Annotated in this window: 17 protein-coding genes and 1 tRNA gene; 13 read left to right on the plus strand and 5 right to left on the minus strand. The window is 49.5% G+C overall.

Going from position 1 to position 21,147, the window contains the following annotated elements:
* Positions 1 to 157 precede the first annotated feature (157 nt).
* The 9 genes from VGN67_RS14345 to VGN67_RS14385 all read left to right on the plus strand — a co-directional run bounded on the left by VGN67_RS14345 (position 158) and on the right by VGN67_RS14385 (position 11,600).
* Positions 158 to 1,798, plus strand: coding sequence for a TldD/PmbA family protein (locus VGN67_RS14345; protein ID WP_327487544.1), 1,641 nt, complete (start codon positions 158 to 160; stop codon positions 1,796 to 1,798).
* 26 nt (positions 1,799 to 1,824) lie between these two features.
* Positions 1,825 to 3,162, plus strand: coding sequence for a TldD/PmbA family protein (locus VGN67_RS14350; RefSeq protein ID WP_327487545.1), 1,338 nt, complete (start codon positions 1,825 to 1,827; stop codon positions 3,160 to 3,162).
* A gap of 102 nt (positions 3,163 to 3,264) precedes the next feature.
* The gene (locus tag VGN67_RS14355) at positions 3,265 to 3,933 is read left to right on the plus strand and encodes a Uma2 family endonuclease (protein ID WP_327487546.1); all 669 of its coding nucleotides are present in this window, start codon (positions 3,265 to 3,267) and stop codon (positions 3,931 to 3,933) included.
* 48 nt (positions 3,934 to 3,981) lie between these two features.
* Entirely contained in the window at positions 3,982 to 4,599 is a 618-nt protein-coding gene (locus VGN67_RS14360; RefSeq protein ID WP_327487547.1) for a DUF4159 domain-containing protein, read from the plus strand.
* 2 nt (positions 4,600 to 4,601) lie between these two features.
* Entirely contained in the window at positions 4,602 to 5,582 is a 981-nt protein-coding gene (locus tag VGN67_RS14365) for a MoxR family ATPase (protein WP_327487548.1), read from the plus strand.
* 27 nt (positions 5,583 to 5,609) lie between these two features.
* Positions 5,610 to 6,476: a DUF58 domain-containing protein gene (locus tag VGN67_RS14370; protein WP_327487549.1), complete on the plus strand. Its 867-nt coding sequence runs from the start codon at positions 5,610 to 5,612 to the stop codon at positions 6,474 to 6,476.
* Positions 6,476 to 7,717, plus strand: coding sequence for a BatA domain-containing protein (locus VGN67_RS14375; RefSeq protein ID WP_327487550.1), 1,242 nt, complete (start codon positions 6,476 to 6,478; stop codon positions 7,715 to 7,717). Before VGN67_RS14370 ends, VGN67_RS14375 begins: the two co-directional genes overlap by 1 nt.
* Positions 7,714 to 9,918, plus strand: a complete 2,205-nt coding sequence (locus tag VGN67_RS14380; RefSeq protein WP_327487551.1) for a hypothetical protein — start codon at positions 7,714 to 7,716, stop codon at positions 9,916 to 9,918. The genes VGN67_RS14375 and VGN67_RS14380 overlap by 4 nt, the downstream gene beginning before the upstream one ends.
* Complete coding sequence (locus VGN67_RS14385) at positions 9,915 to 11,600, plus strand: hypothetical protein (protein ID WP_327487552.1); 1,686 nt, start codon at positions 9,915 to 9,917, stop codon at positions 11,598 to 11,600. The genes VGN67_RS14380 and VGN67_RS14385 overlap by 4 nt, the downstream gene beginning before the upstream one ends.
* 18 nt (positions 11,601 to 11,618) lie before the next feature.
* Here the strand turns inward: VGN67_RS14385 and VGN67_RS14390 are convergent, their stop codons facing one another.
* Genes VGN67_RS14390 through VGN67_RS14400 form a run of 3 tightly spaced genes read right to left on the minus strand, consistent with a single transcriptional unit; the run spans position 11,619 to position 13,431 of the window.
* Positions 11,619 to 11,990, minus strand: a complete 372-nt coding sequence (locus VGN67_RS14390; RefSeq protein ID WP_327487553.1) for a LytTR family DNA-binding domain-containing protein — start codon at positions 11,988 to 11,990, stop codon at positions 11,619 to 11,621.
* A gap of 3 nt (positions 11,991 to 11,993) precedes the next feature.
* A complete protein-coding gene (locus VGN67_RS14395; protein ID WP_327487554.1) occupies positions 11,994 to 12,401 on the minus strand; it encodes a LytR/AlgR family response regulator transcription factor in 408 nt (135 codons plus the stop codon).
* Complete coding sequence (locus tag VGN67_RS14400) at positions 12,376 to 13,431, minus strand: sensor histidine kinase (RefSeq protein ID WP_327487555.1); 1,056 nt, start codon at positions 13,429 to 13,431, stop codon at positions 12,376 to 12,378. Before VGN67_RS14400 ends, VGN67_RS14395 begins: the two co-directional genes overlap by 26 nt.
* A gap of 259 nt (positions 13,432 to 13,690) precedes the next feature.
* Between VGN67_RS14400 and VGN67_RS14405 the strand changes: the two genes are divergently transcribed.
* Entirely contained in the window at positions 13,691 to 13,951 is a 261-nt protein-coding gene (locus VGN67_RS14405) for a hypothetical protein (RefSeq protein WP_327487556.1), read from the plus strand.
* Positions 13,952 to 14,228: 277 nt separating this feature from the next.
* Here VGN67_RS14405 and VGN67_RS14410 read toward each other — a convergent pair whose 3' ends face one another.
* Positions 14,229 to 16,742 (minus strand): M14 family zinc carboxypeptidase, encoded by a 2,514-nt coding sequence (locus VGN67_RS14410; RefSeq protein WP_327487557.1) that lies wholly within the window; start codon positions 16,740 to 16,742, stop codon positions 14,229 to 14,231.
* A 266-nt stretch (positions 16,743 to 17,008) separates the two neighbouring features.
* Here VGN67_RS14410 and VGN67_RS14415 point away from each other — a divergent pair.
* From VGN67_RS14415 to VGN67_RS14425, 3 genes are all read left to right on the plus strand, one after another.
* A tRNA-Glu gene (locus VGN67_RS14415) sits at positions 17,009 to 17,080 on the plus strand.
* A gap of 304 nt (positions 17,081 to 17,384) precedes the next feature.
* Entirely contained in the window at positions 17,385 to 17,774 is a 390-nt protein-coding gene (locus tag VGN67_RS14420) for a hypothetical protein (RefSeq protein ID WP_327487558.1), read from the plus strand.
* 912 nt (positions 17,775 to 18,686) lie between these two features.
* Positions 18,687 to 18,932 carry a hypothetical protein gene (locus VGN67_RS14425; protein WP_327487559.1) on the plus strand — a complete coding sequence of 82 codons (246 nt, stop codon included), beginning with the start codon at positions 18,687 to 18,689 and terminating at the stop codon, positions 18,930 to 18,932.
* 19 nt (positions 18,933 to 18,951) lie between these two features.
* Here VGN67_RS14425 and VGN67_RS14430 read toward each other — a convergent pair whose 3' ends face one another.
* Complete coding sequence (locus VGN67_RS14430) at positions 18,952 to 21,099, minus strand: hypothetical protein (protein ID WP_327487560.1); 2,148 nt, start codon at positions 21,097 to 21,099, stop codon at positions 18,952 to 18,954.
* Positions 21,100 to 21,147: the final 48 nt, after the last annotated feature.

Raw genomic sequence — 21,147 nt, forward strand, 5'->3', positions numbered from 1 at the left:
CCAATCGGGAGTAGGGCATCTGTAAGTTTTTTCTTAGTATAGCTATTTATAATGCCAACTAATAGACTGAGAGATAGTACTTTGCTGTCTTTTTGTTGATCTTATTCATGCCATGCTATATCATACAAATTCAACCGTTTAAACCTACTCTAACACCTTGAACCGCCGAGACTTTATCCAATTTGCCGGAATGGGAGCCGGAGCTATGATGCTTCCCACTATCCCGGTTTCGGGCCGACCCATTGCGCCGGAAGCCCTGCTGGCCCCGGGCCTGGACGTAGCCCTGAAGAAGCGCCTGGCCGATGCCGCCCTGAACGCCGCCAAATCGAAGGGGGCTACCTACACTGATATTCGCATTGGAAGGTACCTCAACCAGTACGTCATTACCCGCGAAGACAAAGTACAGAACATTGTCAATACCGAATCTTACGGGGTAGGTGTTCGGGTAATTGCCGATGGTTGCTGGGGCTTTGCGGCCGTGGTGGATGCCAAGAGCGAGGCCCAGACCGCCCTGGCCGCCGAGGAGGCAGTAGCTATCGCCAAAGCCAACGCCAAGCTAATGAAAGAACCCGTGAAACTGGCACCGCAGAAGGGGTACGGTGAGGTAAGCTGGAAAGCACCCATTCAGAAAAATGCCTTTGAAGTACCTATCCAGGAAAAAGTGGATTTGCTCCTCGGAGTAAACAGTGCCGCCATGAAAAACGGCGCGAACTTTGTGAATTCGGTCCTGTTCATGGTCAATGAGCAGAAGTACTTTGCCTCTTCCGACGGCTCTTATATCGACCAGGATATTCACCGCATCTGGCCGGTTTTTAACGTTACTTCCATTGACCCGAAATCCGGCAAATTTGAAACCCGCCAGTCGCTGAGCGCCCCGATGGGCATGGGGTATGAGTACCTACAGGTCAATCCCAAGGATAAAGTTGCGGGGGTAACTTCGCGGTACAGCAAAGGGTACGATATGCTCGAAGACGTGACCGCCGCTGCCCAGCAAACCCGGCAGAAATTAACGGCCAAGTCCGTTGAGGCCGGAAAGTACGATTTGATATTGGACCCCTCGCACCTATGGCTTACCATTCATGAGTCGGTGGGGCACCCGCTGGAACTGGATCGGGTACTGGGCTATGAAGCCAACTTTGCCGGTACTTCCTTTGCCACCCTGGATAAATGGCAATCCAAAAACTTCAACTACGGCAGCAAACTGGTCAACTTGTTCGCGGACAAAACCCAGGCGGGTTCTCTGGGCGCAGTAGGCTGGGACGATGAGGGAGTCAGGACGAAGCGCTGGGACTTAGTGAAGGATGGTACCCTGGTTAACTACCAGGCTATTCGGGACCAGGTACATATCATCGGTGAAAACGAATCGCAGGGCTGCTGCTACGCGGACAGCTGGGGCTCGGTACAGTTTCAGCGGATGGCCAACGTGTCGCTGGCGCCGGGCAAAGAACCGCTTTCGGTGGACGACATGATTAAAGATGTAGAGAAGGGTATCTATATTATTGGCGACGGCTCCTTCTCCATTGACCAGCAACGCTACAACTTCCAGTTTGGCGGGCAGCTGTACTACGAAATCAAAGACGGAAAGATTGCCGGTATGCTCAAAGACGTAGCCTACCAGTCCAACACGCAGGAGTTTTGGAATTCGTGCGTGAAGGTGTGCGATGAGCGGGATTACCGGCTGGGCGGGTCGTTTTTTGACGGAAAAGGGCAGCCTTCGCAGTCAAGCGCCGTGTCACACGGTAGCTCTACGTCCCGGTTTAACGGTGTTAATGTAATTAATACTGCCAGAAAAATTTAACTCACGACCCTCAAACTCAGAAAGATATGTCAATCATACTATCCGAATCGGAAGCTAAGGCACTTTTGCAAAAGGTACTTAGCTATTCCAAAGCTGATGAATGCGAGGTGAACCTGCTGGGAGAGCAGCGGGGAAATCTTCGCTACGCCCGCAACGAAGTTTCGACCAGTGGCTCCCTAATCAACCAGAATCTGGCGGTACAGTCAGCATTTGGAAAAAAAGTGGGCGTGGCCACCGTGGACGAATTTGACGAGGCCTCGCTTGAGAAAGTAGTACGTCGGTCCGAAGAACTGGCCCGGCTGGCCCCCGAAAATCCCGAGTACGTAGGGGTACTTGAACCACAGCAGTACCTTAAATCGAACGGATTTTTTGAGTCTACGGCCAAAGCTACCCCGGCCACCCGGGCGGATGCCGTCGCCAAAAGTCTTCAGCTTTCCAGAGAGGCCAAACTCATGGCGGCGGGATTTTTGGAAGACCGTCGTGGCTATTCGGCCATGATGAATTCCAAAGGATTATTTGCTTACTACCCCAATACCAACGTTAATTTTTCCCTGACCGTCAGGACCGAGGATGGTACCGGGTCGGGCTACGTAGCCCGCGGCTACAGCGATTTTTCCAAGCTCGATACCGCGGCGGCTACCCGTATTGCCATCCAAAAATCCAGAGGGTCGGTTGGGGCCAAAGCCCTAGAGCCGGGTAAGTATACGGTCATTCTGGAACCTACGGCCGCCGCGGTACTGCTGGAGAATATTTTTTATGATATGGATGCCCGGAGTGCCGACGAAGGCCGGTCCTTCCTGAGTAAAACGGGAGGGAAAACAAAACTGGGTGAGAAGATAGTTGATGAGCGGGTAACCATTTATTCTGACCCTACCCATCCGGAACTTCCCGCTTCTCCCTGGTCGGGCGATGGCCGGGCGCAGGAAAAGGTAAACTGGATTGAAAAGGGAGTGGTAAAAAACCTGGCGTATTCTCGTTTCTGGGCCCAGAAGCAAGGGGTAAAGGCCGTACCAAATCCGACGAATGTAATCATGGCCGGAGGTACTCAGTCTTTGGAGGACATGATAAAATCCACGCAGCGGGGCATTCTGGTAACCAAACTCTGGTACATCCGTTCCGTTGACCCACAAACACTGTTGCTAACCGGTCTGACCCGCGACGGTACTTTCTACATCGAAAATGGTCAGATCAAGCATCCGGTCAAAAACTTCCGTTTTAACGAAAGCCCCATTATCATGCTGAATAACCTGGAAGCGCTGGGGCGTCCGGAAAGGGTAGTAAGTACCGAATCAAATAATAACTACCTGATTCCGCCCATGAAGATCAGGGAGTTTACCTTTACCTCCCTTTCGGATGCGGTGTAATTACCCGCAATACTTTTAGGAGAATTTTAGTTACTTAAGTAAGTACTGACTTATTACTAATGCGGAGACTTTTGTAAATTCAGGTCTAAAAAGTTGACAAACATGATTGAGAACCGCGTAGCCGATTTACTGGAAGCACCCGATGCGAGGCTTGTGATTGAACGCGCACAAGCTATACTGGAAGGCGAAGCCATACGGCGTAAAGCATTTCGGGAGTGGCTTACCGACGAAGTTAAAGCGGAGTTTATCAATGGTGAGGTGATCATGCACTCGCCGGTAAAGCGTCGTCACCTGGAGGCCTCTTCCAATCTTTTTACATTGCTAAGAATATATGTAAACCTTCATAAACTAGGCGAAGTAGATTCAGAAAAGGCTCTGGTTGGTCTTACCCGTAACGACTACGAACCGGATATCTGTTTCTGGAACAAAGAAATAGCCAGCTCATTTGAAGATGATCAGATGGAACATCCGGCGCCGGACCTGATCGTGGAGATTCTTTCAAAAAGCACCGTCGGGCGCGACCGGGGCGTTAAATTTGAGGACTATGCCGCCCACGGGGTACTTGAGTACTGGATAATCGACCCGGTCAGGAAAGGAGTAGAACAGTATATACTGGATGAAGGTACCATGGCTTTTGCTACTGCCGCCGTACTTTACGTGGGGGATAGCGTGGAAGCCCGTTCCATTCCCGGTTTTTCCATACCGGTATTGGCTATTTTTGATAAGGAAGAGAACCTGAAGGTACTTCAGCACTTTTTATCGGGAAAATAAAGTAGGAGTTCTTCAGGTAATGTACTGCGTAGGTAGAATGACACAATTTTGAAGCCTTTTTTTTTTACCCGTATTCAATATACCTCCGGAAACTGGGATACAGACCAGCGGATGCCGTCTAACCTGATGCATTCGCTGGTGCAGTATACTACCCTTCCGGTCGACCAGAAGGAGCGGGTTGTGCAACTCAACAGTAACGAAATCTTCCGGAGCCCCTTTTGCTACCTGAGCGGCCATAAGCTGGTTGAGTTTTCAAGCCAGGAAAGGGACCACTTCCGTCGCTACGTACAGAATGGCGGCTTTGTTTTTGTGGACGACTGCAATCACGATATTGATGGTCTTTTTGCCAAGTCGTTTGAGCAGGAAATGGCTCGTACCTTTGGCCTGAAAGCTTTGCAAAAGATTCCCAACAATCATCCCCTGTATACCTGCTTTTTTAAGTTTGAAGATGGGCCGCCTACCACTTCTTTTGAACTCAATGGCTGGGGCGACGACCTGGTCCATGACTACCTGAAAGCCATCATCGTGGGGGGGCGAATTGGGGTCCTGTACAGTAACAAAGACTATGGCTGTGAATGGGACTACGACTTTCGCAATAAACGCTTTCTGGCCGAAGACAATACTAAATTTGGTGTCAATATTGTCACCTATGCACTAACCGTATAAGCGTGGAAACACAGGAATTATCACATTATAAAGCTCTGGTAGGAAAATTACCGCTGTTAGGAAAAGAGATTGGGAAAGTCATAATTGGGCAGCAGGAGGCTATTAATCAGGTACTTATTTCGCTTTTGGCGGGTGGTCATTGTTTGCTGGAAGGTGTGCCCGGCTTAGCAAAGACCCTGATGGTACGTACCATGGCCGATGCCCTGGATATGAGCTTCAAAAGGGTGCAGTTTACTCCCGACCTGATGCCCGGCGACATCATTGGGACCGAGATCCTGGAAGAAGATCACGAAACGGGGAAGAAGTTTTTCAAGTTTAACAAGGGGCCCGTATTTGCCAATGTGGTCCTGGCCGATGAGATAAACCGTACGCCTCCTAAAACCCAGGCGGCTCTGCTGGAGGCCATGCAGGAGTACAAGGTTACCTACGGCGGCAATGACTACCCGCTGCCCCGGCCGTTCCTGATTATTGCCACCCAAAACCCCATTGAGCAGGCAGGTACTTACCCCTTACCCGAAGCCCAGCTGGACCGGTTTCTGCTGTACATCAGGCTTAATTATCCCACCGAACAGGAGGAGCTGGATGTCCTCAGAAGTACTACGGGAACAGCCCAGTCAAACCTTCGGACCATTCTGACCGACCAGGAAATACTAGAACTTCAGCTCCTGACGCGACAAGTACATATCAGTGATGAACTGCTCACCTCCATTAACCGGCTGGTTCGGGCTACCCGCCCCGATGGCACCTCATCGGCCTTTGTAAAACAGTGGTGCAGCTGGGGCGCGGGGCCCCGCGCCGGGCAGGCGCTGGTACTTTGCGCCAAAGCCCGGGCGGTGTTGATGGGGCGGTACTCGGTACTACCCGAAGATATCCGGACGCTGGCCTTCCCCGTGTTGCGGCACCGGATCGCAATGAACTTCAAGGCCGAAGCCGAAGGGATCACATCGGACGAGGTAGTCAGGGAATTATTAAAAAGTAGTTAAAGTACTTTAACGACCTACTAACGGGAAATGGCCTTACTGGCAGCTGAACTCGTCAAACTCAATAACCTGCAACTGGCCGGCAAACTGGTCAGTGATGAGCTGTTGTTGGGTATACATGGCAGTAAGCGTTCGGGAACCGGGACTGAGTTTGAACAATACCGCCACTACGAGCCCGGCGATGACCCCAAGCGCATTGACTGGAAACTCTATGCCCGCACCAGCAAGCATCTGGTACGGGAGTCGGCTACGGAAAGTAACCTGCACATTCGTTTCCTGCTGGATCTTTCCGGTTCCATGAATTATGCCGAAAATGAAATAAAGCGCCTGGATTACGCCAAAATTATCCTGGCCTCGCTGGCCTACCTTGGGTACCGCCAAAGCGACCAAATGAGCCTGTACAGCCTGCACCAGGGAGGTTTGCAGACCCTGGTACCCGCTGGAAAACAGGCGTTTCAAAAAATACTGTACGCTTTGCAGAATGCCGAAGCGTCCGGACCCTGGCAAAATGCAGCCCCCGTCTTTCCGGAGTTTCAGCAAAAGCAGAAGGAGCTGCTTATTATGGTGTCAGATTTTTTTCAGGTGAAGGACGAGTGGCTGAAGCTTATTGCATCGGTGGCCAATCCCCGGCGGGAGATAGTCATTTTTCAATTGCTGGGTGAGCAGGAGCTGGAGTTAAACCTCAGTGGGTTTTACCGTTTCAAAGACCTGGAAACGGGACGAGAGGTGGAGTTGCAGGCCGAAGCCGTGAAGGAGACGTACCAGAAGGCCGCCCGGGAGTACCTGCACCAGCTGGAAGAAGCCTTGCGCTTGCCCCATGTGCATCTGCTACGGGCCAGGCTTTCGGAGCCGGTGGCTTTGGTCCTAAAGGATTTTCTGACCAAGCGTTCGTTCTGATGGAGTTCCTTAAACCAATCATGTTGTGGGGGGCGTTGGCCGTCATCATTCCCATCCTGATTCATTTCTGGCACCAGAAAAAGGGTAAAGTTATTGCCTGGGCAACCACCCAGTGGCTGCTTGATAAAAATCAGCAGCAACACCGGGGACTGCGACTGGATAATCTTCTGCTCCTGGCTCTGCGTTGCCTGCTCCTGCTGGTACTTTCCATGCTGCTTAGTCGGCCGGTGATGGACTTCTTCCAATCTGATGCTACCCGACAAAACGTACACCTGGTGCAGGCGGATGACTACCTGACCCGCAACTTTCGATTTGAACTGGAAGAAGCGGCCCGGCAGGGGGAGAAGATTTACTGGATAAGCGCCGCACCGGAAGAAGCCTCCGATATTTTGCAACCACCCGGCTCAGGTACCTTTACTCCGATTCAGCTCCAGTCTTCAATCAACCAGTTAGAGCGGAGAGGGGTACTTGGTCCCGAGTCAGAATTGCACTTGTACCTGCTTAATCAGCAACAGCTGGCCGACGTGCCGTTTGTTCAGGTACCCACCCCTTTTCAGCTCCACGCGGTAGCCGACAGCACCCGAAGGCCAGTCCAACGGTACATGGTCCTGCCCAACAACCAGAAGTTGTACGTAAATGCAACCAATGAACTGACGCGGACCGACAAGTTACCGGCCGGACAGCGGTTTCATCCTGAACCCATACTCCCGGAGAAAATAACCGTTTTGGTGGCCTATCAGGACAAGACCCAGCAGCAAACCGTGGCGGCGGCCCTGGCCGCTCTTATGGAAGTGTACGGCCTGAAACTAGTCCTTGAAAAGGAGGATGAACCGGGAAAAGCTTTTGATTTGGTATTTACGGACAAAGTACCTGAAAAGCCCATAAGCAGCACGTATTACGTAGTTTCTAACGGTGGTAAGCAATTTGACAACGAAAATTCAGCCCAAAGTGCCTACTTTAACGTCCACGTTTGGGATGAAGTACTTACTCCCCGTTCGTCGGAAATGGTAGCCAGCGGACAGCTTCCCGAACGCCTGGGCGAGTTACTAGTAAAGCATTTTGGGTTAAAGGAAAACGCGCGGTCTCTGAGTCGCCAGGAGCTAAATTCACTTTTTATACAGGAAGATTCAACCGGCAACTCACCTGAAAGCGGCCCGGATACGTTAAAAAAAGGTCTGCTTCTCCTGTTTATCCTTTTAATTGGAACGGAACGGTACCTGGCTTTACAAAAAAACGCATGAAAGAGCTAAAACGGGTCATCCTTACGGTACAGTACCAACTTTACGCGAAAGCGTTGGTAATCTGTATTGTCCTGGCTTTTTCACTGGCTGTTATTACCTCTGTATTTACCGAACTGGTCATTCCACAAGCCCTGGCGGCCGCAATCGGATTTTTAGTGGGAGGGTACTGGGGTAAAATTTTTCAGAATAAAAAGTCCATTGCCGTCGGAATCCTGCACCAGCAGGTCGGCGACACGGAGTTTAGTCTGGATTTACTGGATAAGCGGGAGCTTAACGTAGCCGAGCAACTGCAACTGGAAAGGTTGGCGGAAACCGCCCGGGGAGTACGCGTACCTACTGTCCTGTTTTCTGGAATGGGACCGCTGCTGTTGGTACTTATGGTTGCCCTGGCTTTTCGCTTTCTTTTTCCCCTGTTAAAAATCCAGAATTCAGCCACTACTACTCAAGTACTTAAAAGGGAAAGTTTGGCGGAACAGAAGGTACTTGTCCCCAGGTTTCAGTCAGCAACAGTCCGGATTCAACCTCCTGCCTATACCGGCCTGCCTGCTACCGAAACTCAGGAGCTCAACGTGTCGGCCCTCAGCGGTTCCGCCCTAAGCTGGCAGGTAAAATTTGATCGGCCCAACGACCTTAAGGTAAAGCTGGCTAACAGCCGGGGCGAGGAAGCGGGTTTTGTTAAGGAAGGTGAGGGGTTCAGCTACCGGGATAAATTGAGCGGTTCGGGTTTGTATTCCATTAAAGCCTACTGGTCTGCCGGGGGCGCCAAGGATTCATTGGTGTACCAGTCAGCGTTTTACCGGCTGGAAGCCCAGCCAGATCTGAGTCCACGCATTGAGCCGGAATCCAAGGAGCTTTATACGTACCATTATCTTAAAGATAAAAAAACGCTCACCGTTACTGCCCGTATTTCGGATGATTTTAAGGTGAAGCAATCCTTTATTGTCGCTACGGTGGCCAGGGGGTCGGGAGAAAACGTTAAGTTCAGGGAGGTGAAGTTTCCGTTGAGTCCGTCCAACTTTAAACAGGCCCGGCTGAGCAAAACCATTGACCTGAAAGCGCTGGATTTTGCGCCAGGCGACGAACTATATTACTACTGGGCGGCCATTGATAACAAAGAGCCCGAAGGGAATTTCTCCAAGTCGGACACCTACTTTCTGGTGTATAAAGACACCACCAAACTGGATGAAGCCGAGCTGGCCACGATGGCGGTGAACGTGATGCCTGAGTACTTCCGGAGCCAGCGGCAAATAATCATTGATACTGAAAAACTGATTGCCAAACGGAAAACGCTGAGCAAGCAGCAATTTAACAGTACTTCCAACGAAATTGGTTTTGACCAGAAAGTACTTCGCCTGCGCTACGGACAGTACCTGGGCGAAGAGTTTGAAACCTCCATCGGAGGGGGAACCGGGGTACCTGACTATAACGAAGAGGACCCGCTGGAAGGCTTCCGCCATGCCCATGACTCGGGCGAAGGAGATCACAGCGCCGCCCCTCCCGAACCGCACGGCCACGAGCATAACGACGCGGCCTCCCATTCCCAGCAAGACCCAGTGGCCGCCCTGATGGAACAATACGTACACAGCCATGACAACGGCGAACTGAATACCTACTACGAGCAGTCCACCCGGAGTTTGCTCAAGATGGCCCTGGAACAAATGTGGCAGTCGGAGCTGCATCTGCGTTTGTACGAGCCGGAAAAGGCCCTGCCTTTTGAAAACAAGGCGCTTGAGTACCTCAAGTCGGCGCAGCAAATAGCCCGTTCGTATGTAAAAAAGAGCGGATTTGACCCGCCTCCCATCAAGGAAAAAGAAGTGCGGCTAACGGGAGAATTTAAAAAAGTAAATCCGCACTTCAAACAGGAGCGGGAGTACGACCGGGAGCGGATGGCTATGGTAGCGGGAGAAGTGGTAGGGTACTTAAATTTTGCCCAGAGAAAAATGGGGTTGAATCAGGCCCAAAAGCAAAGGGTACTTTTGTTGGGTTCCCTGCTCTCGGAACAGATTGAACAAGGTGACATGAAAGGATGGGGAGTGCTGGCTCATGTGCAAAGGCTGGCGGCCGGGAAACCCTTTTCAGACAAAGAGCTGGAGGATTTTAAATCCCGGCTTTTCGCCCTTATCGGACCAGGTACCCCCGTAACCCAACCGCTGGCCAGTGAAAAGGAACTTCAAAAATCTTTCTGGAAAAATCTGAAATGATCAGGTTTAACTTCGTCCAAAACTTTAACCAGACCGATTTCCTTGATTGGATTATCGTCGCGCTTTTAGTACTTCTACCTGTATTTCTGCTGGTTAGGCTGGCTCGAAAAAAGAATATTATTGGTAGCAGAAGGTGGCTTAGATTAGGGCTGAACCTGACGCTGTGGCTAGTACTGCTGGGCTATATACTTGAACCAACCTGGACCACCCGGATGGATAGCAATCAGATACTCCTGGTCGGCGCGGAGGTATCCTCTGCACTGGTGCGACAACTGAAAGATAGTCTGCGGATATCCCATAGCCAGCGTGTTGAGGATTTCTTACGGGCGGAAGAGAATAGTGCGGGGAATAGGCCCGATTCAATAACCCTGGTCGGGCAATCTTTTCCGGGGGATATTCTTCGCCGCCTGACCGACCGCACCGTTCGCTGGGTACCTTATTGGGGTCCTGACCAGGTACAAAGTCTCCATTGGAAGGGAATACTCCGCCGGGGTGAAAAACAAAAGGTTGTAGGGGATATAAATTCGGGCAGGGAGCAATACATCAGGCTAAGGTTTGCGAACCAGACTCTGGACAGTGTTAAGCTACAGGCGGGCCTAAACCATTTTAAGCTGGAATTTCCGGCCTTTTCGGTAGGCCGGACCGAAACCCTGCTTACCTTGGGAGAACAGGTACTTGATACGGTTCGGTATTTTGCCCGTCCAACGAAGCCCCTCAACATTCTGTTTATTCTGGACAGTCCCGACTTTGAAAGCAAATCCCTGGCCAACTGGCTGGGAAAACAGGGACATTCGGTTCAGGTTTCGGCCAACCTCTCCCGGGACATAGCCAGCACCCTTACCATTAATCCAACAAGAAATAAAGAAGTTGACCTGATTATTTCAGACCCGGAACATGTCACTCACCCTCAAGTTAAAAAAGCAGTGGCAGAGGGGAAAAGCGTCCTGTTTATGAATATGGTTGAACCAAGTCGGCAGATACCTTTCCTCAACCGTTCCCTGGGTACTATATGGAAAGTCAGGAAGGTAGGGAACGAACCTACAGTACCCGTTGGGAACAGCCTTTCGGCTTTGCCCTATTCGTTTACCGAGGCCATCAACCAGGTGGAGGTACCCGGCCTTCCGGTAGCCGTTCAGCGAACTACAGGAAAGGTTGGGGTAAGTCTCCTGATGGAAACTTTTCCTTTGCAGCTAAGTGGTGATAGTGTGGCCTACCAAAAGGTCTGGACCGCCGTACTGGCGGAGTTGCAACCTGTTTCTCCGGATAATATTCAGGCAGAAGCACCACTGTTTACGAGGAATAAAGAACTGCTTCGATTCAATAATTTCTCCTCTACCTTATCCTCCGTAAGGCTGGGGACCGATACCCTTTTTCCCGACTATTCCCCCCTGAACCCGCTTAGCGCCGAGCTAAACTACCGGCCGGGTCGTTCGGGTTGGGTTAAGATTCAGGATTCCCTGGAGCTATTCGTAGAAAACGAAGCCGGTTTAGGTACCCTTCGGCAAGCAGAAATGATACGGGAGTATTTGCGGGCCCAGTCCGGGTACCAAGTGCAGAGGGCTTCCGGTGTACCTGCAAATAACCGCGTACAGGAAGTACAGGTACCGGACTGGGTTTGGCTACTGCTTTTTATCCTTTGCTTTACCGCTTTATGGGTAGAGCCCCGCTGGAAACCCGCCTAATCCGTGGGCGTCCAATCGTTATTCCCCGAGCCAATTTTTAAATTCGGCCGCTTTGTCACGGCTTATTACTACTTCCTCTTTCGGGGTTGGCGTAAGAGCTACTTTTAGTTTTCCATTAAAGTAGTGGTTTAGCCGGTTTACCGAGTTGTACTCTACAATAAACTGACGGTTGGCCCGGAAGAAACTCCGTGGCTCGAGTGACTTCTCCAGCTCATCCAGGGTATAATCCACAAGGTAGTGGCGATTTTCCCGGGTACAGGCGTACGCCAGTCTTTCACTGGTAAAAAAGTAGGCAACATCACTGGTGGTAATCGGAAACATGCGTTGCCCCTGTTTGACCAGAATCCGGTCCCGATAAGTACCCGCCGGGGGCGAATTCTGGACCTTCAATTCCTACAAAAGGGCTTCAAAGTTGACCTGAACGGGTTGCTTGTCAGCAAAAACCTTTTTCAGATTCCTGAATTTCTGCAGACTTTGGGCAAGTTCCTTTTCCTGAATCGGCTTAAGCAGGTAGTCAATACTGTTGATTTTGAAGGCTTTGATGGCATATTCATCGTAGGCGGTTGTAAATATCACCGGACACTGTACTTCTACCTGACTAAAAATTTCAAAACTCTGACCGTCTACCAGCTCAATATCCAGCAGAATCAGGTCCGGGCCTGGATTGTCCTGCAACCACTTTACACTTTTTTCAATGCTGTCGAGTAGGGCAATCACGTTAAAAGCCGGGTCAAGTTCCTGCACCATTTTCTTTAAACGGCGCGCCGCAATGGATTCATCTTCTATTATGATTAAGTTCATGGCGTTGGTTCGTAATTAGGGGGACAATTACCTGAAAATGCGAATTGGATTCGTTCACTACAATGGGGGGCTGGTTCAACAGGCTATACTTTGCCGATATATTCATCAATCCGGTTTTGGAGGAAGGTACATAGGTTTTTCTTTTCTGGAGATTGTTAACTACTATCAGATTATTGGCTTCGTCTGAATAAATCCGAATGTGCAACGGCTTTGATTCGGAGACCATATTGTGTTTGATGGCGTTTTCCACCAGTATCTGCAGGGTAAGGGGGGGAATCAGGTATTCATAATGAACCGATTCAATTTCCTTGGTGATACTAAAACCTTCCTCAAACCTGGTTTTCAGCAGGTACGAATAAGCATCCATAAATTCCAACTCTCGCGCCAGGGTAGTGAGTTCCTGCTCGTTACTCTGCAGAAGGTACCTGTAGATGGCTGACAATTCTTCAATGAATCGGACCGCCCGTTTGGGGTCTTCTTCGACCAAAGCGGTGAGAGAATTTAAGCTATTGAATAAAAAATGCGGACTTACCTGATTTTTTAGGGAATCCAGCTGACTCTGTAGCGTTCTTTTTTCCAGTTCATCGGTTCTCAATACTGATTTTTTCCACTGGTCCAGGTAGTATGTAGCCTCGTATATCCCCGCAATGAGCTGACTAAAGAAAAGTGTCATGCCTATACTGTACAGATAGTTGTAAATATCATGTTGTTCTTCGAGCCAGAATCCCAGCCAAAGTTCCATCCATACGTGCCAGCTTCCAACCACCACTGCCAACAGGGTAAGGAGGAGGGCAAGATAAATAATGCGGGGACGAATGAGCCCAAGACCAGGGTACCGGTGGCGGCTTATGCGGATAACGAACCGAACACATTCCCAGATAACGGCCACAAAAAGTACCTGCCACGCTACCACCTTCCATAGCGGTTCACCCCGCACCACGACCTGTTTCAGGTAGAAAAACAGGAAGAAAATCAGGTTCTGAATCAGCATTCCGATGATTCGGAACCTGGTATCGTTTAATTTTTTCATCCGAATTTTCCCGGGGGTGAAGCTTCTGGGGTACAAGGCTATTTCAGTTCGAAAATACAACGATTCAGACTGTTTCAACAAGTGAGCTGGAATAATTCGGGGTACTTACCTTTTCTTTTTCTCGACTCCTTTTAGCAACTACCAATCGGAAGATAATCAAGAGAGAGGCTATCGATGGGAGCAAGGCTATCGGATTTAGTACAAAGGAGGGTGAAATGAGGATAATCTGCAGGAGATTGATACGGATAAGCGGGGTGTAATGGCTTTGGTTGCCCCGGCTCAGGTGTTTGATACAATACAGGGAGTACCCGTTTATCAGCAGGAATACCACCCCATACAGTATCAGGGAATAAAAGCGGAAGTCATAGAAAAAGGTACCATCCTGGTAGCTGAAGTAGCTAATAATACTAATGGCAATGATATGGCCCACCATGTTCAACAGTGGGTACATAGCCAGGAAGGACAAAAAGAGGATGAATCCTTTTTTCTGCGAAAAGTCCGGATGACGAAACAGGGATAAACAAAACAGTGGGGTTGCTACTAATGTAATAAGTAAAACGGACAGGTCTGCTAATTCTTTGTTAACCATGGCTTTTAGCGATTTTGGGTGAATTTTTATTTGTTTTTATGCAAATGTGGAGCAGTACCCGGAAAGTTGAAACAACTCCGTGTTTAAACCGCAGGATAAAAGGTCCGAAGGGTAGGAAAATAGTTTTAAAACGTAGCGGAAAGGCGCAAAAAAAATCCCCCGCCAGGTACCTGGCGGGGGATTGGTAAATAGTCAGTCTGAATTTAGCCTAGCGGAATATGGCGTTGCCAAACATGAGCTTGCCGTTGTACCAGAAGCCCCGGAAAAGCGGGTTGTCGGTCATGTAAATGATTTGTCCGCGGCCGAGGTCTTGAGCGCCCAGAATGAGGGTGTTTTTCAACTTTTCGCGGGCATTGCGACCGGCAAAACCAGCCAGGTAAGAGTTATCAGTAAGGTACCCCACGTTCCAGCCGTCGGTGAGGTAGTCGAGGCTGTAGGTGTTCCGAACCAGACCGTAGTAGCTATCCCCGTAGCCAAACGAAAGAGGATGCGTGGGGTCCAGCTTTACCCGAAAAATACTGCCGGGGGTTTCATCGCTTACCGCTTCCCGTTCCCGGTTGGCATACTGCCGTAACTGGTTTTCCTGGTCCTTTTTGTCGTTAGACTTTTTACGCTTGAGGTTAAAATCGGGTTTGTCGGCAAAAGCATTGACGGCCCCTTCCATGGCAATCAGCCTGCCACCGTTGTTAACCCACTCTTTCAGGTTAGAAAGCAATTTATCGTTCAGAATACGGCCGTAATTCCCGGTTGGCAATATCAGAACGTCAATTTCGCTCCAGGGCAACCGGGCCAGGTCTTCTCCCTGCACAACAGTGAGCGGGTAGTGAATCTGCTGCTCAAAAAAGTGCCAGACTTCCCCAAAAGCCATGGCCGAAACGGCCTCGCCGGCCACGGCTACTACCTTCGGGGCCCGCATGGCGGGTACATCATAAGAACCAAAGTCAGCGCCCTGACCCACAAAACCGGTGGCCGCTGGTGTAAGTGCTACCTGGTACTTGTTGGCGGTTTCGGTCAGGATACGGTCAAAATTGGTGCCCAGGCTTTCGTTACCCTTTCGGGTTATTACCAGGGTACCTGCCGCATACTGCGCGCCATTTATTTCAAAGGGTACATTGGACGTTCGGAGCCGGATATTCTGCTTTAATAAATCAGACAGGAACTGTAAATCCGAAAGAGATTTCCAACGGGCCAGATAGGCATAGGGGGGCACCGCAGGTACCGCGTTGGTTATTTTTTCAGCTGAGTATGCCGCTGGGGTCAGCCGGTCCTTAAGTCCGTAGGCTTTGAGGCCGTAGGCGTAAGCAAGACCCCAGCTGGTAATATCATAAGTGACAGAATCTTCCAGTTCGGGCCGCGCTTCAAACAGGATTTTCAACAGGGTAGACTTGGGCTGGAAAGCACTGATCAGGAGGTCCTTGCTTTCCATTTTTATATTTTCGTCCGACAACGAGGCCAAATCAGTACCCTTTACCGTCTGATTTTTCCCGGCCATCCCATACTGGATTCCCTGCTTGTCGAGCAGCTCCCGCAACGCGTTTACCCGGCCTTCCTCTCCCTGGGTCTTCACCACGTACGTTTTAAAAGTACCAATGGGGTTGGTGCGGGCGGTTTCGTGGTACTTTACAAATTCGTTAACGGTTTTTTCGGCGCGGGACGATATGGCTTCCAGCGTTGACATACTGGTGGCGAAGTGGTGGGAAATGCGGGCTTTCAGCGTCAGGGTATCGGTTTCATTTTCGCGCGCGAGGGCTACTCCCGCCCGGCCACCACCTCCCTGTTCGTAGGTCATCCCAATGGCACCGTTGTAAGTTGGCCAGGTATCGCCGTAGCTGGGGTAAAACAGGTCGTAGTTATTACGGGTAAAGTACAGCCAGCTGTTTTTGTCAAAGTACCGGCGGCTGTATTCGCCAAGGGTATTGTTAAACTCGCGCTGCCAGGGGGTAATATCCTTGTGGAAAGGCCGGGCTGCGGGGGGGAAGTAGTAAGAGCTAGCCGAGCCCATTTCGTGGAAGTCGGCGTGCAGGTGGGGCATCCACTGGTTATAAAGCTTGATGCGCTCCTGCGACTCCTTCTGCATTTGCCAGGCCCAGTCGCGGTTCAGGTCAAAGTAGTAGTGGTTATACCGGCCACCGGGCCAGGGTTCATTATGTTCCCAGGAAAAGGCGGTGGCATCCCCGTTGACCGCCATTACCCGGTTGTACCATTGGGCATAGCGATCGCGGCCGTCGGGGTTTATGCAGGGGTCCAGAATCACGACCGTGTTTTTCAGAATACCCTGGGTAGTCGGATTGCTCTTGTTCAGGAGTTCGTACATAACCTGCATGACCGCCTCAGACGACACGGCCTCGTTGCCATGGACGTTGTAGCTCATCCAGGCAATAGCCGGCACCGGACCGGTTGACTTACCTTCCAGCAGGCCAATGCTCTTTAGGTTATCGGTCCGGATGGTTTCCAGACGGGCCAGATTTTCGGGTGTAGCAATAACTGACACCAGCAGGGGACGGCCTTCGTAGGAAGTACCATACGGTATCAATTTTACGCGATCCGGATTTTTCTCCGCCAGGGTACGTACATAATCTAGGATGCGGTAGTGAAAGGTAAATTTGCTCCCCAGCGGGTACCCCAGGTACTCCTCGGGAGTTTGAAACTGGGCCAGAGCCTGGTTACAGATGGCCCCCAGCAAGGATAATAATAGGAAAAAGCTAAGAAGGGGTTGTTTCATGGGTTGATGATAAGTCGTAAATGGTTTAATTTTCAAAAATACAAAAAAAGTAGGTCTGGGCGTGGCAGGTGCCAATTACAACGGCTGAAAAAAACTTTGTACAACAAATTGTTGAAAATGAGTAGCTAATAAAATAGTAGTACTTTTTTTTAGTTGAGGACTTGCAAAATAAAATTCAACCCCCCATATTTGCACCACGTTTTCAGGAAAAGAAAACGAAACCAACTAAGGAGTGCCCTTTAAGGCAACGAAGTAGGAGACCAGTCGGCCCATTCGTCTAGCGGTTAGGACACGACCCTTTCACGGTTGAAACAGGGGTTCGATTCCCCTATGGGTCACGAAACAGCCCCGCAGCAATGCGGGGCTTTCGTGTTTTTCGGGGTATTCAGGATGTATTCCTCCTACGCTGCCGTAAATTTTGAGTTGCTGAACTATTGCTATACAGTACTAAACTTGTATACGGTTTATCAATAGTCAGCACCCTCTGTACTTTATTGCGACCGCCTGTCAAAAGATTCCACCTAAAGGGGTAGAATGCGGGTCATTATTGCATTAATCTGAGAAGTACCCCAGGATATTTCGAACGGTACGTACTCCGATTGGAAATACCAGTAGCCCACAGGGCTTCTACAAATGATAGCCATGAAAAATACTGAAAGAGTAAACATTGCCAGATTCGCGGATTTGGCGGCGGGGGTGTCGCGTTTTCGTGAGGCACCCCGTACTATGCTTCTTACCAAAGCCAGCTGCTTTCTGGAAATAGAGCCTACCGTTTTTCCGGAAACGTTACGTCCCCAATGGGAGGTAATAATGGCGCAGGTTACCGAACGCGAAGCCGCATTTTGTGCTTTTGGTGATGCCGAGCTTGATAAAATTGTGCACACCATTTTTTCCTTGTCTGAGGCGCAGTGCCGGTTCGTGGTCCGGCAGATACTGGCCCTGCACGGTCAATTGCTGGAAAGAAACGCAGTACCAACTTTTATATCCATCCGGCGGCAACGGATGACCGCCCTGACCCCGGAGTGGGAGTAATACAACATGGAAAAGGGCCTGATCATTGACCAGGCCCTTATAGCGTGTGCAGTATGTATGATGGTGTGAATATATATAAATTTCATAGAGTAACTCAAAACTATTGTACCAGCCGATTCCCAAACAAAACGTCCTCCCGGTAGAACCGGGAGGACGTTTTGTTTACATATAAAAACAATAGTGTGTCTAAAAAAAGAAATAAGGTTTTGTTTTACAGCTACTAATAGCCAATGAGGGGTATATAAAAAATCACCCGTACAGTAAATCCGTACGGGTGAAGTACATTATTTACACCATAATAAACTTTAAATCGGAACAAATATTAAATCTTTTTTATACATACACAATTTTATTGTAGAATATTTTCCGCAGAATCCCCAAATAATTTTTGTAGATTCTCATCTACAATCTCTTACCGGATAGGAAGTACGAAAACAAAAAAGGGCCAAGCAATGCTGTGGCCCAATAGGTACTTCAATCTAATAAGTCAAGGGTTTAAATAAATGTCAGAAGGAATAGGCAATTATTAAAATTCTGTGCCAATGATAGACCAGGACGTTTTTTTAGGTTGCATGATTATTTAAACCGGTAATGGGGGCTAAATAGTACTACACACGTCAACTAAAAACTACCTATGCAGATGTTCCTGAAGTTTGGTGAAAGGTGGAAAATCCCTTTCGGAATTTTACTTGTGATTTTCTTATACCACCTGGTTACCCATTTTGTTGTTGTCTTTCTGCTTAATCCAACTGGCAATTAGACGTTACCGGAACAAGGAGTTGAACTTAACAACAATGCATTCAAATCTAAACGAACAAATGGCACAACACTTTACTTAGGTACTGGAGGCGGTGAGGAAATTTCACACTTTGTCCTTGAATCCACTGATTAACAATTCACCAAACTCATCCTATGACTCAAAATCCTGAAAATATTAAGATAGGCGACCTGGTAACGGTAAAAACCGGCGGACCCACGCTGCGGGTACTGGAAATTAACGAAGACGGTCGGGCTACCTGCGAACCAATGACCGTTAACCAGGAAAAGCGGGTAGGGAGTTACGAAGGAACTACCACCGAAACCTATGACTTGTCAGCGCTCCAGAAGACGGATCAGGACACTTCCGACGAGGGTTTTGTGGATATGACAGGAATCTGAAACCAGTAAGTAATATCCCTTACATTTCACCACGGTACAACGAGGGCCAGTTCCCATACAGTTGAATCGTGGTTTCTTTTCCATTGGGTAGTCTGACCAGTACTGCCCGGTTTTGGGTGGGGCTTTGGAAGCTATCCAGCGCAAGTACTACAATTTTATTTCCCTTAACTACCGAAGTTACAAACGGAGCTTTGTTCATAGCCGCGAGCACGGCCTGCCCGGTTTGGGGCTGGTTCCACTTACCATTCAGCTGAAAGGCCAAATCCTGAATTTTTCCCCCTACTATTATATCTTCCACCTGTTTGGCCATCCAGTTTCCCAATACAAAGTATTCTGACGGATAATCCCAATAGCGGGGTGATTCGGGTGCATTGGCGCGCTTTCTAAATTGTTCCGTTCCGGTGCGACCATCGGTGGGGTACCATTCCCAGGGCCAATAGGAGTCTTTACTGAGGTTATAGTTGTTACTGCCCCGGCCAAAGGGCTGGTCATCGTGCCAGAGGTAGTATCCATCGCCGGTGATCAATGAGAACATGGACAACCCCAGAGCCTGACTGGCGGGCAGAGTAACCATTTGATTGACAATCAAATCGCCCTTGGGGTTGCTGGTCTCTACGTGCCAGGGGTTAATAGGGTCTTTATATTGAGGTTGGTAGCGGTTCCAGCAAAACCAGATAACCTTATTATTTTTCTGAAAAGGAATTAGTTTATTCATCCGGGCTGTATGCAAGCCCGAAAGTATCAGGTAGTTGTTGTGGGTATTACTGTTTTCGCCAAAAAAGGACCTTGGATAAACTTCGGCGATGGATAGGTTGAAATAATTGCCCAGAAAATCACCGTCGGGGAGTTTGGTAAAATTAGGGTGATTAGGAGAGGGATTTTTGTATTCTGGCAAAAAATGGCCCGGGTCAACCTTGGATGAATGGTAAAGAAAGCGATTACGGTAGGCAGATCCTCCCCAATAATCAAACAGGAGCATGGAAGGGTTACGTTCCTTGAGTCGTTGGGCAAACCATAGTAACCGTTGTTTTACGGCCGGGGTGTAATCATTATTCCAGTATTCAAAGTCCAGCCCATAAACGCCCAGGGGAGTAATTCGGTCGGCGTAGGCTTCTACCTCTTTTTTGGAGAGTGTTGAAAACCACTCCTGATCCCGGTCACCAAAAAAGCTAGGCCCTTCAGTCCAGTGTTGCCTGGCGTTAGGAATTGATTTTTCTTCCCAGCGGGGTAAATGGGTAATGCCTCGATTTAAATAATTTTGAACGGGTACATCAGCGTTTAGCCGGTACTGCATCACCAACTTGCCAGGAATGGGGGCGAACTCAGGAAATTTTGTGTCAAACTGAACATTGAAGGTTCTGGAAGGGCTGAACCAATCAGGAATTTCAATTTTTTGCAGGGTGGTTGGGGTAGTGGGGGAGGTGGCAATGGCTTTTTCGTCAATCCATACGTTTTGCTGTCGAATGGTACGGTACCGGAGGTGGTTCCACCATTCCGAATAAGGAGCATCTATCCAACAGGCAATGACGGAGTAAAGGTACCCTGGCTTTATTTCAATTCCCTGTTCAAGATTTTCAACCCGGATGTTATCAATCAGGTAGACCCTGGTCCGGCCATCGTTATAATTGGCAAAATCCTTCAGGAATAATTTGCCCCCCCGAATTTCAGGACGTACATCCAGCCAATTATCCTCACTACCCTGACGTATCCAGCGTGACTCATTCAGAATAGTACCGGCCAGTGCTCCTTTGTATTCGATGGCTGCCGTGGTAGTACAACCCTTTCGGCTCTCACTCCTAATAGACACCGTAGCCGGGCCATCAGCGAGTTGTACATTGCGAATAGTTAGCCAGGTACCTGCCCGGTGGGGTACCGTCGGAAAACGCTGGGTTTTTCCTTTCTGGATGATTTCAACCGAATAAGGTGCCAGACCGCCCGCACTGGCGTATAGCTCAAACTGCAGCTCCCTGCCGATTTGACGGTAGTGCTGGACGGTTAGGTCGCAACCTTCCTGACTGGTGGCAAGGGTTTGGGCAACGGGTAGTTCTGGAGCAGTGTATTGGTACTGGCTCGCATCGGAAGGACCGTAGCGATACCAGGCCCAGGAACCACCCGCCACGCCAAAAGCCAGCAGTATGGTTATCCAAAGTAGGTTTGTTCTGGACAATTTTATAGTACCTGCCAAAATGATAGAAACCGTTTTGTCGGGTCTGAT

This window comes from Telluribacter sp. (assembly GCF_035998675.1).
GTDB lineage: Bacteria > Bacteroidota > Bacteroidia > Cytophagales > Spirosomataceae > Telluribacter.

Coding starts and splice junctions, on each gene's coding strand:
- VGN67_RS14375 (WP_327487550.1), top strand. CDS start 6,476: ATGGAGTTCCTTAAACCAATCATGTTGTGGGGGGCGTTGGCCGTCATC.
- VGN67_RS14420 (WP_327487558.1), top strand. CDS start 17,385: ATGAAAAATACTGAAAGAGTAAACATTGCCAGATTCGCGGATTTGGCG.
- VGN67_RS14400 (WP_327487555.1), bottom strand. CDS start 13,431: ATGAAAAAATTAAACGATACCAGGTTCCGAATCATCGGAATGCTGATT.
- VGN67_RS14370 (WP_327487549.1), top strand. CDS start 5,610: ATGGCCTTACTGGCAGCTGAACTCGTCAAACTCAATAACCTGCAACTG.
- VGN67_RS14425 (WP_327487559.1), top strand. CDS start 18,687: ATGACTCAAAATCCTGAAAATATTAAGATAGGCGACCTGGTAACGGTA.
- VGN67_RS14380 (WP_327487551.1), top strand. CDS start 7,714: ATGAAAGAGCTAAAACGGGTCATCCTTACGGTACAGTACCAACTTTAC.
- VGN67_RS14410 (WP_327487557.1), bottom strand. CDS start 16,742: ATGAAACAACCCCTTCTTAGCTTTTTCCTATTATTATCCTTGCTGGGG.
- VGN67_RS14385 (WP_327487552.1), top strand. CDS start 9,915: ATGATCAGGTTTAACTTCGTCCAAAACTTTAACCAGACCGATTTCCTT.
- VGN67_RS14395 (WP_327487554.1), bottom strand. CDS start 12,401: ATGAACTTAATCATAATAGAAGATGAATCCATTGCGGCGCGCCGTTTA.
- VGN67_RS14355 (WP_327487546.1), top strand. CDS start 3,265: ATGATTGAGAACCGCGTAGCCGATTTACTGGAAGCACCCGATGCGAGG.
- VGN67_RS14350 (WP_327487545.1), top strand. CDS start 1,825: ATGTCAATCATACTATCCGAATCGGAAGCTAAGGCACTTTTGCAAAAG.
- VGN67_RS14405 (WP_327487556.1), top strand. CDS start 13,691: ATGGCTTTGGTTGCCCCGGCTCAGGTGTTTGATACAATACAGGGAGTA.